Consider the following 12,418-nt stretch of genomic DNA (forward strand, 5'->3'; position numbering starts at 1 on the left):
CCTTCTAAGTCAGGACATCAATACTTGCTACCTTTTAAATCATCCAGCCTTCCGACCTTTTTCCAAATGTTTTTTAAAATTTACAAACATTTGAGACTGGCACTTTTACTTTATATACTATAACAAAAAATAAAAAATCTGTCAAGCCTATTTCTCAGCCTTTTCTCCTTCTTTTATATCGGCTTGCTTTTTGGCTTCCTGATTTTTCATGGTTACTTTTGTTACCTTAACCTTTTTGCCGGTAATAACTTGCAGATTAACCAACAAATTATGAACCGTCTTGGTCGGTTGAGCGCCTTTGGAAATCCAATAATTTATCCGTTCATTGTTAAGAGACGATTTTTTGGTCAGAGGATTATAATATCCCAGGTCTTCCAAAAAATTTCCCCACGGATCTTTGGACTTTTCTAAAACCAGCAGTCTGAAAGACGGCTGATGTTTTTTTCCTATTCTTGATAGTTTGATTGCTAACATAGAGATTAATATAACACTCCTTAAAAATTAGTCAATCCTGTTTATTAACAATGATTAATTTTCTGTACGTTTAATGTCTGCGCCCAAAAGAGACAATCTTTCTTCCATTTTTTCATATCCCCGGTCAACAATTTCAACTTGATTAATAATAGTTTGTCCTTTGGCCAAAAGACCGGCAATAATCAAAGTGGCGCCGGCGCGCAAATCAAAACTTTTTATTTCTTGTCCGTACAAAGGCGTCGGACCGGTGATAATTACGCGATGCGGATCGGCAACAACCGCGTTGGCTCCCATTTTAATCAATTCTCCAACATAACTCATTCGACTTTCAAAAAGCGGATCTTGAATCAAACTGACTCCGTCGCATTGAGTCGCTAAAAGCGCGAAAGGAGCCTGCAAATCAGTGGGGAAACCCGGATAAGGCAAGGCCTGCAATTTAAAAGCTTTTAAATTATACGAAGGATAAATGTCCAACTGATTTTCTTTTAATTCAAATTTAACACCGATTTCCGCTAATTTTAAAAGAATTAAATCCAGGTGTTCGGGAATAATATTTTTAATATGCAGCTCCGAATGAGTGACTGCGGCCAAAACAATAAAAGTTCCGATTTCTATTTGATCAGGAATAATTTTATATTGAACACCCTTTAATTTTTCTACCCCGTCAATGATTAAATTATGAGTGCCAATGCCGGAAATTTTCGCGCCCATTTTATTTAAAAAATTGCATAAATCCTGAACATGGGGTTCTTCAGCGGCTAATTTGATAGTTGTTTGGCCCTGAGCTTTGACTGCGGCCATTAAGATATTCTCTGTTGCGGTAACGGAAAATTCTGGTAGAATAATCTTGCTGCCAATCAACTTATCGGCCTTAAGATGATAGAACCCGTTATCTTCAATAATCTGAGCGCCCAAACTTTTCAAGGCAGACAGATGAACATCAATCGGACGCTTGCCGATAATGCAGCCGCCCGGTTCAGGCAAATCAACTTTGCCGCATCTGGCCAATAAAGGACCAAGAAATAAAATTGAAGAACGCAAACTTTTGACCGCTTTCTGATCCAATGTTTTTAAAGAAATATTTTTATTGCAAATTGTCAGTTGATGATCGCCAGTCCAAGATATTTCACTGCCCAAACTCTTTAAAATATCAATCATTTTATCAACATCGGAAATTTTTGGGACATTATCAATAACGCTAGTTTCCTCGGTTAAAAGAGTCGCCGCAATAATGGGAGTCGCCGCGTTTTTCATTCCTTTTATTTCTACTTCTCCTTTCAAATGTTTCCCGCCCTCAATAATGAATTTAGACATATTATTTAATTTATGCCGAAAAAATTTAGAATTTTTTTAATTATATTTTTTACTCTTGCTTTTATTATTACCGCCCCGCCCTTGATATTTTACGCCAAAGGGTATCAATTTGATTTTAGAACGCATCGGCTGACCAAAACCGGCAATTTATTCGTTGATTCGTATCCGCGAGATGCTTTAGTGGTAGTTGATGGTAAGACCTCCATTGAACACCATTGGTATGATTCTCTTTTGTTTTATAAAGATATTTTTGGTATGGTTAAACGACAAGGAACGACTGCTTCTCTGATTTCCAATATTTTGCCCGGCCAATATTCAGTGGAAGTTCAAAAAAACGGTTATCATTCTTGGAATAAAAAAGTTGAAATCCTGCCCAATCAAACCACCTCTTTTCAATTTATTCAATTATTTTTAAATTCTCCTCAACCGATTTGGTTGGATGAAGGAAAAATTGTCAATAAATGGACCAACCCCAATAAAGATAAAATTATCTATCAGATCAGTTCTGAGTCCCCTAAATCTAGTCAACAATTTAAATTATTTACAACGGAAAAAGAAAGTTTGATTTCTTTGGAAAAATTAACCGATATCGGAAAAATTAATTTCATCTCCTTTGCTCCAAATGCAAAAAATATTTTATTTTCAGCTGAACGCGATAAAAAAAATACTTATTTTATTTTTGATTGGACTGAAAAAAAACTTATTAATCTGAATCAAGAATTTACGAAGTTTAACTTTGCCGCTTTTGACAAACAAAAAGGTGCTGTTAATATCAAATGGGCGAAAAATTTACAAAATACTATTCTGATCAGATTAGACAACACTGTTTACTCTATAAATTTATCTGATAATAAAATGTCTGTTTTCTTCCAAATTAATAATCCTTTTACGGATTGGCTGGAATCTTCTGAAACTATTGAAATTTTAACAATACGACAAAAAAAATTATTTTTGGAAAAATATTGGTTAAATAAAAAAAATAATGGACAAAATATATTAATTGCCCAGCAGGAATTGCCGAATCTTCCGTTTGTTTTTTCTGAAATTCAGCCCTCAAGTGATTCAAGATTTTTAACCAACAACGGTAAAAAAGAATTTATGATTCTCTCTCCTGATTCGCTTGGACAATTAAGCGCTTCCACAAATGTTCAAGCCTCAGAACTTCTGCCCTTTACATCTAAAAATAATTATTTCTATTATAACGATCACGAGCTTCAAATATTGGACATTTCCGGCGACAATCCGGAACAAAATCCGTTTAAAAGAGAAATTATAAATCGTCTCAGTCCGATAATTTCAGATGCCTCTCTGTATCCGACTCAAAATTATCTTTTATATATCATGACTGATGCGTCTTCCCAACAAAATCAAATTTTTCTTCTTGAAATAGATAACCGTGGCGGATTTAATAATCATCTTATTTTTTCAAGCGAACAAATTTCCACTTGTTTAGTGGATTCTAACTCATATCTATTTTGTCTTGGCAAAGTTGGAGACAAAGAAGGATTTTTCAAATTAAGAATTCAGTAATTATCTTGATTGCGCCACCAAATTCGCCGATTTCAAAAGCGAAGAAAATGTTCCGGCGTCAGACCAAAATCCTTTAACAATTTCCGAACTGGCCGTACCCTGTTTGATGTAAAAATTATTAACGTCAGTAATTTCAAGCTCTCCCCTTTGGGAGGGCTTGATATTTTTTATAATATCAAAAACTTGCGAATCATACATATAAAGTCCGGTTACGGCATATTTGCTTTTAGGATTAGTTGGTTTTTCTTCAATATTAATGACTTTATTATTTTTGAGTTCCGCCACGCCAAAACGTTGAGGATCTTGAACTTCTTTCAAAAAAAGCTTGGCGCCTTTTACCTGAGATTTAAAATCTTTCACTGCTTGAGAAAAATCATCTTCAAAAATATTATCTCCCAAAATAACGGCAATCGGTTCGTTGTCGGCGAAATCTTCAGCCAAACCCAATGCTTCGGCAATTCCACCCGCGCCTTCCTGATAAGCATAATGCATTTCTTTAATTCCCCATTCTTTGCCGCTACCCAATAATTTTAAAAAATCACCGGGATTATTACCACCGGTAACCAAAAGAATTTCTTTTATATCAGCTTTAACCAAGGTTTCTAAAGGATAATAAATCATCGGCTTATCATAAACATTCAAGAGATGCTTATTGATGACTTTGGTACACGGCAATAATCTGCTGCCGTTGCCGCCGGCTAAAATAATTCCTTTCATATTATTTATAAAAAAATAATTAACACACTATGAACGAAATTTGCCTGAACGATATCGCGGAAAAGCCTTAGAAAATTAAGGAGTTTTATTGAAAAATTCATCTATTTGACGATCCCACTATAGTCGGGAGAGGAGTTATGAATTTTTCAGAATAAAACGAGTATAATTTTCAAGGGTTTGGAGCGCTGAGTGAAGACGAATTTTGTAAAACTAAACTATAAATTTCTTTTCTTTTTTAATTTCGCGATAAGTTTCCAAAAAATCTCCGACTACAACTTCGGCTGAACCGACGAGTTTTAATCCGCATTCTGTGCCGAGTTTTGCTTCGGCCGCATCTTGATGATGGACTTGAAGCTCAACAATTCTACCTTCGCCTTTCAATTCTTGATTTACCCCCCAAACTCGAGCGATATTATCTTTGAATATTTTACCGGTTACAACCCGGCCGCCCAAGATAGTTTCCTTGCCCGCGGTTCTGAAAATCGCCAAAACCTCCAATTTACCGGTTTTTTCTTCTATAATTTCTATGGAGAAAGATTTATTCATTTCATCTTTGACATTCTGCAGCAAGTCGTAAATAATCTGATAAATATTTATTTTAATTCCCATATCCGAAGCCGCTTGCTTTGCCTGATTGGTCATATCAACGTTAAAACCGATCAGCCAAGCATTGGCATTTTTGGCCAGCTCCACATCAATCTCGGTCAAATTGCCTAAATCCTTTTTTAAAATATTAATTTTTACTTCCGGATGATTTATTTTTTCCAAAGCATGAATAACGGCCTCAAGTGATCCGGAAACATCAGCTCTCAAAATAAGATTAAGAGATTTTCGTGTTGTCTTTTTGTCTTTTACTCCTTGCGTTTGATTACTGTCTCCTCTTTTTTGATAAGACAAATCAATTTCTTTAATTTTCTTTTTAAATTCCTTGTTGTCTTTTATTTCTTCAACAATGTCCCCGACTTTCACCACTCCCTTAAGACCGAAAATTTGAACCGGCATGCCGCTTGGCGCTTTTTCCACTTCTTTATTCGCCCGATTCTTGATTAATTTAACTCTTCCATAACCATGACCGGCGATTAAATTAGTTCCTTTTTCCAAAAGTCCGTTAAAAATAATCAGACTTGCCACTTCGCCCGCGCCCGGATCGCGATGAGTTTCAATAATCGTTCCCACCAGTATTCCTTTCGGATTGGCCATCAATTTATCTTTTTTCATATCTGCCAAAAGAAGTATCATTTCCAATAATTCATCAATTCCTTGTTTTGTTTTACCGGAAACCGGTACACAAATAACCGAGCCTCCCCAATCTTCGGGTATTAAATTAATTTCCGACAAACCTTTCTTGACTCTTTCAACGTCTGCTTCGGGTTTGTCTATTTTATTAATTGCCACTATGAACGGCAAATTTTCTTGTTGAATAATTTTTATTGATTCAATGGTTTGGGGTTGAATTTTATCATCAGCGGCCACTACCAAAACAGCGATATCAGCTGCTTCTCCGCCTCTTGATCGCATGGCTTGAAAAGTTTCATGGCCGGGCGTGTCTATAAAAGTAATTGTGCGTGACGCAGCTGCCCCTTTCTTCGCTCGGGGTGATGATTCTTTTTCCTTTGAAGGAATCATCACTTGATAGGCGCCGATTTTTTGAGTAATACCTCCCACTTCTTTGTCAGCAACATGAGTTTGGCGAATAGCATCCAAAATAGTGGTTTTACCATGATCAACATGACCCATCACCACCACTACCGGCGGACGAATTATCAAATCATTTTTATCTTCCTGTGCCAGAACTTCTTCCAATCTTTCTTTAATCATTTTTTTCTTTATTATTTCTTCTCCTCCTTCCCCTCTTGTGGCTTTAAATCCAAAATTTTCAGAAACAATTGCCGCAACTTCATAATCCAAATTTTCATTAATACTGGCCAGAACTCCATTTTTAATCAACTCTCCCATTAATTTGGTAATAGGCATTTTTAATTTTTCGGCTAGACGATAAACCTGAATTGTCGGCGGAATGGAGATGGAATTGGTTTTAACTGTTTCTTCTTCGTCTGCCACACGCGACATTTTATCTTTAATTTTTTGAAGCAAGGCTGATTTTTTTTCCGCTTCATGCCAAGCTTCTATTACTTTATTAGCCTGATCGTCCGGAATTTGAATCGCCCTTAAACCAATATGAAAACCGAGCTCGGGTAATTTTTCCTTAAGCTCTTGCGGCGTAACTTTTAATTGTCTGGCTAATTCAGTTATATTCATTTTTTTTCAATTTTTTAATTTGTTGGTTGATTAATTTGAGGTTCCGGCACTATTGTTGTTTCCTTGCCGATCAGCCAAACTTCAGGCCAAGGTTTATAATGACTTTTCCAAACATCTTCTCTGATGGTGCCATTTGAAAAAGTAATAATATTTTTAAATTCCGCGTCAGCCCCTTGATGAGCTGATTCAACTTTCTTTTTTACGCCCGGCGCCAGGGTATCTGTCTCAATATATCTAATCGGACCCGGCTTGGTGATGTTAAAAATTTTAGGCTTGGTGGTTTCAATTTTTCGGCCGTCCGGTGTGCCATATAATTCAAAAATCAAATTATTTCCTTCTATTTTTGTCTGAATTAAAAGATAGTGTTCTGTGTCATTGATAAATCTTAAATCCGGTTGAGGTGAATATATAGTAGCATCCATACCGGCCGGTTCATAGTAAACAACCCGATAAGAATGAGGGGAGCGCTGAGTGATAGACACACCTGCATTAAGAGCCACCCTAAACATAGTTGTCCCTAATTGACAAAGACCGCCTCCATATTCCGGCACTGTCCGATCTCCTTTAATGACCAATTCCGGAAGAAAACCGGCTTCTTTATCAACCGGGCCGATCGCATTAATAGTAGAAAATTCTTCTTCGGGTTTAATCAGAATGCCATTTAATTTTTGAGCTCCGACTTTAATGTTAACGCGACGATTTTGCGGGCTGCCGCTAAAATCGGAAACTCCTCGACCGACCAATTCTTTAATACCCAAGTCATTAATGTTTTCAACAATTTGGGTCGGCTTAGTTTCTTCGACAATTAATTTGATTTCTTTATTTTTCTGAATTTCTTCGCCAGTTTTATTTTGCGACAAATCATCTGAGAATGATTGAATAATTGCCTGAGCAGAAGCATCAAAATTCATCTTCATGCCTGATTGACCGGCAGAGAACTCAACCACTTTATCATTTTCTATTTTAAATTGAGCATCAATCGATTCAACATCAATTTCCGCGGCCAGTGGTTTTAAAAATTCTTTAATTTTTTCCTGATTAAGAGTCAAACTTATTTGATTGCTGCCATCTTTGGTAAATTCCAGCCATTCAGCCCATTTGGTTGAAGGCAATTTTTTCTCTTTTTTGCCGTATTGCAAAATATAAGATGCCGAATTAAATAAATCTTGAGCTTGATTGAAAATTTTTGAACATTCACTAATTTTTATTTGAGGTTCTAACTCCTTAACCGGAATCTGCACTTCAATATTTTGGAAAAATCGCAAATTGGTTTCCATTTGTTTGATTCCATTTTCATAGTCCAAAATAAACCCCGGTTTTTCTTCCAATAAAACCAATTCTTGCTTATTTAATTCAATTCTGGCGTTTTGAACCGGTTTTTCCAATGATTTAAAATTTTCTTCCAAAATTTGCTGAAGCCCTGATTTATCTATTTGAACTTCCGGATAAATTGTTTTGCCTTGAATAATTTCCAAAAATCTTTGAAAAATATTACCTTGACGTCCGATGGCAAAAGCTTTTTCCGCGGTTAAATCAGTGTTAAAATTGATAATTGAACGGCTTAAATCCGGATCGGCCAAGCCGATTGAATTAGTTTCCGTATTTATTCTTTTCTCCCCCAAATCAGTTTTGGCATAAAAAGAAAAACCTTGAGATTCCATTTGATCAACTGTTTCACTTAATAAATCCTTGGCTTCTTGCAATTTCAAACCGCCCAAATCCAGGCCATTGCAATAAAATTTCGGATAAATGGCCAAGGCGTATTTTTTTTGAAACATGAGACAATAACCACTCAGAGCAAGTAAAATAACAATAATAAATAAAAAGAAAAATATTATTTTTTTATGATTCGGCCTGCGCACAAGATTATGATTTTGTTTGGTTAAATTTAAACGAGGAGCCATAATTATTCAACTTCAATATTTTGATCTTTGTCTTCGGTTTTTGGCAAAATAACGGTTAAAATTCCATTTTTTAAATTCGCTTTTACTTTGTCGGATTTTACCGGATATGGCAAAACCAAGGTCCGGGAAAATTTCCCCCAAAAACATTCTTGCAAATAATAATTTTTTGTTTCATCTTCTGTTTCCTGCCTTCTTTCACCCCTGATAACAATCAAGTCAGATTCAACCGTAATATCAATGTCTTCTTTGTTAATGCCGGCAATCGTGGATTCAACGATAATGTTATTGTCTCTTTCAAAAATATCAACCACCAATTGACCTTGTCCTGAATCAGGCAGCCATTTTTTTATTTCGCTTTCTTCAGGTTTCTTTTTGGCCATAAACGGCTTTTTTTCTTTTACTTTTTTCTTTATCGGCGCCTCGGAAGTCGTATTCACTTCCTCGGTTTCTTTTTCCAAAACATCCTTGGGCAGACCGGTTATTTTTGACCAAATAATTTTTGTCATAAACGAATATTTAGATTAAACTATTCTTTTATTGTAACAGAAAAGAATAAAAAAACAACCCCTTGACAAAAAATAAAAAAATGTTATTATATTTATATATAAATCAGTTCTTTATAAAAAAGGGGGCAAGATGAGTGAAAGAAGAAAATTTGGAATTATGGCTATTGTCTCTTTCTGGAGCACAGTCATAATGGCTATAACTTTATGTATAGTCAGTCATTTCGGACCAGTCTCAACCCAAGAAATTCCATGGATTAAATTAACTCTCTCCCGCTGGTGGGATGTTCTTTTTCTACCTGCTTATTCCTGGATTCTGTTTTTAATGTGGATGCTGGATACAGCAGAAAAAAAAGTGTTTTCAGGAGCAAAAACAATCACAATCTCAATTCTTGACGCATTCGCTTATGGAGTCGTTATAGGACTTTTGGTTGGATTCTCTTGCGGGCTCTTTGAAGGATTAGGAGCTGGATTCGTTGCCGGGCTGGGAGTTGGAGTAATATTTGGAATCTGTTTCGCATTTATTATCTTATTTGTCTTGTTGGTTAAAGTAGTGGTTAATATCCATAAGTGGCTTCTAAAAAATTGAAAATAAAAAAGACCGTTGAAAAAATCAACGGTCTTTTTCTTTTTAAAAAATTATTTTCTCGAATAAGCAGCGGCTTTTCCCTAAAGAGTAAAATTAATATCCTCTTGTTTTTAACACGGCAATACTTGTTCCGCCCTTAAATTGTTTAGTATAAGCATAAAACTGACTAAGCTGCTTGCTGGAAAAACTGAAAACATTAACCTGGGGTTCCATGCCTTTTTTGGGACCGGTAATAATTTCCGCCTTTTGATCACCGTCAAAATCAGCCGTGACAAGATTAATTCCTCCATAAAATTCGCGAGAGTAAGCCAAAAATTGAAGTCTGAGTTGGAGAAATTCACTGGAAAAAACTCTCACATAAGGAGAAGCGCCCGAGGCCACACTGGCTAAAATTTCATCTTTCCCATCACCGTCAACATCGCCTGAAGCGACATTCACGCCGCCCAAAAAAGTTTTATTAAAAGCGAAGAAATTTAATTCCATAACTCCCTGACCGTCTAAAACCCTGACATGAGGACCGCCTCCAAGACCTGCGCCGGTGATAATTTCGTCTTGACCGTCAGCATCAATATCTCCTGAAGCAATATTCACCCCGCCTTTAAAACTGGATTGATAAGCAAAAAATTCATTTTTTAAATTACCGGAAAAATCAAAAATTTTAATTTGAGTATTACTGGTCATTCCACTGGTGATAATTTCGTCTTTCCCATCACCGTCAACATCACCCGAAGCGACATTCACGCCGCCGGTAAAAGTTTTTGCATAAGCGAAAAATCCACTTTTCGGCTGGCCGTAAAGATCAAATATTCTGACATGAGGTCCGCCGCCCGGACCTGCGCCGGTGATAATTTCGTCTTTCCCATCACCGTCAACATCACCCGAAGCGACATTCACGCCGCCGGTAAAAGTTTTTGCATAAGCGAAAAATCCACTTTTCGGCTGGCCGTAAAGATCAAATATTCTGACATGAGGTCCGCCGCCCGGACCTGCGCCGGTGATAATATAATAAGATTGGGGCAATTCTCCGGCCTGATTAAAAGTACGTTCTATGGTTTTATAAGCATTAACCCGACCGCTGCCCAACTGACCGACTAAATTGGAATTTAAAGAATCAATATTGTCAGCCTGACTGATAATAAAACTTTGAACTTGTTTTTGAGTCAGTAGCGGGTTAACAGACCAAACTAATGCCGCCAACCCGGAAATGACCGGCGCGGCAATGGAAGTGCCGGACCAATAACCTCCGTAATATTCTTTAAAATTTTCGTAATTTGAATTATAAACCAGCGGGCCATAAATGCGCGTTCCCGGCGCCGAGATATCAATACATTTTGAACCATAATTGGAAAAAGACGCTTTTTTATCAGCGCTGTCCGTAGCTGCTACGCCAATAATAAAATTTTCATCATCTTCGTCCAAACAGACCGGATAATTAGGCGTGTTATTGAGATTCACCGGCTCGCCTGTTGTTTCGTTGCCACCGGCTGCCACGACAATCACTCCTCTTTGCCAAGCATTTTTTAGAGCTTCAGCTAAAAAATAACTTTTATTGGTGCCGACAAAACTTAAATTGATAACTTTTACTCCATTGTCAACCGCGTATTTAACCGCTTGAATAACATGCTCTACTGTTCCCGACCCTTCACTGTTTAAAACTCTTAAAGACATAATTTTACTTTTAAAAGCTATACCGGCCGTACCCGCGGAATTATCTCCTGTTGCGGCAATAATGCCCGCGATTAAGGTGCCGTGATGAATGCCATTGGCGTCAAAAACTTCATCAAATTTAGGCTTTGGGTTTGGCACATTATTTATGAAATCCCATCCATTTATATCATCAATGTAACCGTTATGATCATTATCAATACCATCTCCTTTGATTTCATCTTTATTGGACCAAATATTATTTTTTAAATCAGGATGATCAATGTCCACGCCTGTGTCTAAAACCGCCACCGTGATATCAGTGTTCCCTCCATGGGTTAAATCCCATGCCTGCGGTATTTGAATTTTATCCAAATACCATTGTTCAAAATAAAGCGGATCATTGGGAATATAAGCGATTTTAAATGAATAATTCGGTTCAGCCCATTCTATTTCCGATCGTTCAAGAATAATTTTTTGAAATTCTTCAATTGGCAAATCATTTGATTCGACATTATAAATTTTTGAAGAATCTTTCAATTTAATTAAAAGTTCTCCTGTTTCCGGAATAGTGGAAGAATGAGCTATTTTAGGGAAATTGAAAAAAGTTGTCATACTCAAAATAACAACTAAAAAAATAACAAATATATTTTTTTGATTAATCAATTTCATCAAAATTTTTTAAAACTAATCTAAGATAATGATTTATTGCCAAGCGAGCAAGAGAAAAGAAAGTTTTATTTTCTTTTCCGATCCCGCTGTTAGCGGGAGCAGATAAAAAAGAGTTTAATACCCGACTGGCGAATGTAAAATAAGAAGTCAGAACTTGCTCTGAAATCTAATACCCTTTATTTTCTTCGATCAAGGGAACAAAACTAAAACCCGGAAATCTTTTTTTACTATATTCATCTTTACTGATTCTTTCCACTAAAACTATGTCTTGCGTGTCTTGACCCTCAGGAATAACCAATTTGCCGCCAATCGCCAATTGCTCGAGCAATTCATCGGGAATTCTGAAAGCGGCCGCGCCAACATGTATGCGATCGAATGGAGCTTGTTCGGGTAATCCTTTTGACCCATCCCCAATTTTAACAGTCATTCGGCCGGATTTAATAAAACTATATTTTTTAATATTGTTAATGCCGAATTCCGCCAATTCAGGAATTCTTTCAATACTGAAAACCTTACCGGTTTTACCAACAATTTCCGCCAAAAGAGCTGAAGCCCACCCCGAGCCAAAACCGATATCTAAAACTTTTTGACCTGGTTTAAGATCCAATAATTCCATCATAAAAGCGACGGTCAATGGCTGAGAAATGGTTTGTCCGAAACCGATAGCCAGAGGCGCGTTGCATTCCGCCACTTCTTCATTTTCATCAAGAATAAAATCTTTGCGCTTAATTGCCTGGAAGGCCTTGATAATATTGGGATCTTTAAGATATTTTGTATTAATCAATTGTTGGATTAAATCCATAGAAACTTTT

The 12,418-nt window shown here is 36.6% G+C and carries 10 protein-coding genes; 2 read left to right on the top strand and 8 right to left on the bottom strand.

All coding sequences use genetic code 11. The annotated features are described in order from the left end of the window. Nucleotides 1-147 precede the first annotated feature (147 nt). Both rpsP and murA read right to left on the bottom strand, forming a co-directional pair. Nucleotides 148-474 (bottom strand): 30S ribosomal protein S16, encoded by a 327-nt coding sequence (gene rpsP / locus PHF10_00400; protein ID MDD5534199.1) that lies wholly within the window; start codon nt 472-474, stop codon nt 148-150. A 54-nt stretch (nt 475-528) separates the two neighbouring features. Then, nucleotides 529-1,788: a UDP-N-acetylglucosamine 1-carboxyvinyltransferase gene (gene murA / locus PHF10_00405; GenBank protein MDD5534200.1), complete on the bottom strand. Its 1,260-nt coding sequence runs from the start codon at nt 1,786-1,788 to the stop codon at nt 529-531. Between the two features lie 12 nt (nt 1,789-1,800). Here murA and PHF10_00410 point away from each other — a divergent pair, with 12 nt between their 5' ends. Beyond that, the gene (locus PHF10_00410; GenBank protein MDD5534201.1) at nt 1,801-3,318 is read left to right on the top strand and encodes a PEGA domain-containing protein; all 1,518 of its coding nucleotides are present in this window, start codon (nt 1,801-1,803) and stop codon (nt 3,316-3,318) included. On the opposite strand, the gene PHF10_00415 is transcribed toward PHF10_00410, so the two are convergent. The 4 genes from PHF10_00415 to PHF10_00430 all read right to left on the bottom strand — a co-directional run bounded on the left by PHF10_00415 (nt 3,319) and on the right by PHF10_00430 (nt 8,704). Beyond that, the gene (locus PHF10_00415; protein ID MDD5534202.1) at nt 3,319-4,035 is read right to left on the bottom strand and encodes a sugar phosphate nucleotidyltransferase; all 717 of its coding nucleotides are present in this window, start codon (nt 4,033-4,035) and stop codon (nt 3,319-3,321) included. A gap of 210 nt (nt 4,036-4,245) precedes the next feature. After that, nucleotides 4,246-6,294: a translation initiation factor IF-2 gene (infB, locus tag PHF10_00420; protein MDD5534203.1), complete on the bottom strand. Its 2,049-nt coding sequence runs from the start codon at nt 6,292-6,294 to the stop codon at nt 4,246-4,248. A 14-nt stretch (nt 6,295-6,308) separates the two neighbouring features. Then, entirely contained in the window at nt 6,309-8,198 is a 1,890-nt protein-coding gene (locus PHF10_00425; GenBank protein MDD5534204.1) for a VanW family protein, read from the bottom strand. Between the two features lie 2 nt (nt 8,199-8,200). Continuing rightward, nucleotides 8,201-8,704, bottom strand: coding sequence for an Hsp20/alpha crystallin family protein (locus tag PHF10_00430; GenBank protein ID MDD5534205.1), 504 nt, complete (start codon nt 8,702-8,704; stop codon nt 8,201-8,203). 130 nt (nt 8,705-8,834) lie between these two features. Between PHF10_00430 and PHF10_00435 the strand changes: the two genes are divergently transcribed. Beyond that, nucleotides 8,835-9,290, top strand: a complete 456-nt coding sequence (locus PHF10_00435) for a hypothetical protein (GenBank protein MDD5534206.1) — start codon at nt 8,835-8,837, stop codon at nt 9,288-9,290. Between the two features lie 93 nt (nt 9,291-9,383). On the opposite strand, the gene PHF10_00440 is transcribed toward PHF10_00435, so the two are convergent. Both PHF10_00440 and pcm read right to left on the bottom strand, forming a co-directional pair. Further along, nucleotides 9,384-11,549 carry a S8 family serine peptidase gene (locus PHF10_00440; GenBank protein MDD5534207.1) on the bottom strand — a complete coding sequence of 722 codons (2,166 nt, stop codon included), beginning with the start codon at nt 11,547-11,549 and terminating at the stop codon, nt 9,384-9,386. A gap of 223 nt (nt 11,550-11,772) precedes the next feature. After that, the gene (gene pcm / locus PHF10_00445; GenBank protein MDD5534208.1) at nt 11,773-12,408 is read right to left on the bottom strand and encodes a protein-L-isoaspartate O-methyltransferase; all 636 of its coding nucleotides are present in this window, start codon (nt 12,406-12,408) and stop codon (nt 11,773-11,775) included. Nucleotides 12,409-12,418: the final 10 nt, after the last annotated feature.

Source organism: Patescibacteria group bacterium (assembly GCA_028716665.1).
GTDB lineage: Bacteria > Patescibacteriota > Patescibacteriia > UBA2591 > JAQUPP01 > JAQUPP01.

Coding starts and splice junctions, on each gene's coding strand:
- rpsP (MDD5534199.1), bottom strand. CDS start 474: ATGTTAGCAATCAAACTATCAAGAATAGGAAAAAAACATCAGCCGTCT.
- murA (MDD5534200.1), bottom strand. CDS start 1,788: ATGTCTAAATTCATTATTGAGGGCGGGAAACATTTGAAAGGAGAAGTA.
- PHF10_00410 (MDD5534201.1), top strand. CDS start 1,801: ATGCCGAAAAAATTTAGAATTTTTTTAATTATATTTTTTACTCTTGCT.
- PHF10_00415 (MDD5534202.1), bottom strand. CDS start 4,035: ATGAAAGGAATTATTTTAGCCGGCGGCAACGGCAGCAGATTATTGCCG.
- infB (MDD5534203.1), bottom strand. CDS start 6,294: ATGAATATAACTGAATTAGCCAGACAATTAAAAGTTACGCCGCAAGAG.
- PHF10_00425 (MDD5534204.1), bottom strand. CDS start 8,198: ATGGCTCCTCGTTTAAATTTAACCAAACAAAATCATAATCTTGTGCGC.
- PHF10_00430 (MDD5534205.1), bottom strand. CDS start 8,704: ATGACAAAAATTATTTGGTCAAAAATAACCGGTCTGCCCAAGGATGTT.
- PHF10_00435 (MDD5534206.1), top strand. CDS start 8,835: ATGAGTGAAAGAAGAAAATTTGGAATTATGGCTATTGTCTCTTTCTGG.
- PHF10_00440 (MDD5534207.1), bottom strand. CDS start 11,549: ATGACAACTTTTTTCAATTTCCCTAAAATAGCTCATTCTTCCACTATT.
- pcm (MDD5534208.1), bottom strand. CDS start 12,408: ATGGATTTAATCCAACAATTGATTAATACAAAATATCTTAAAGATCCC.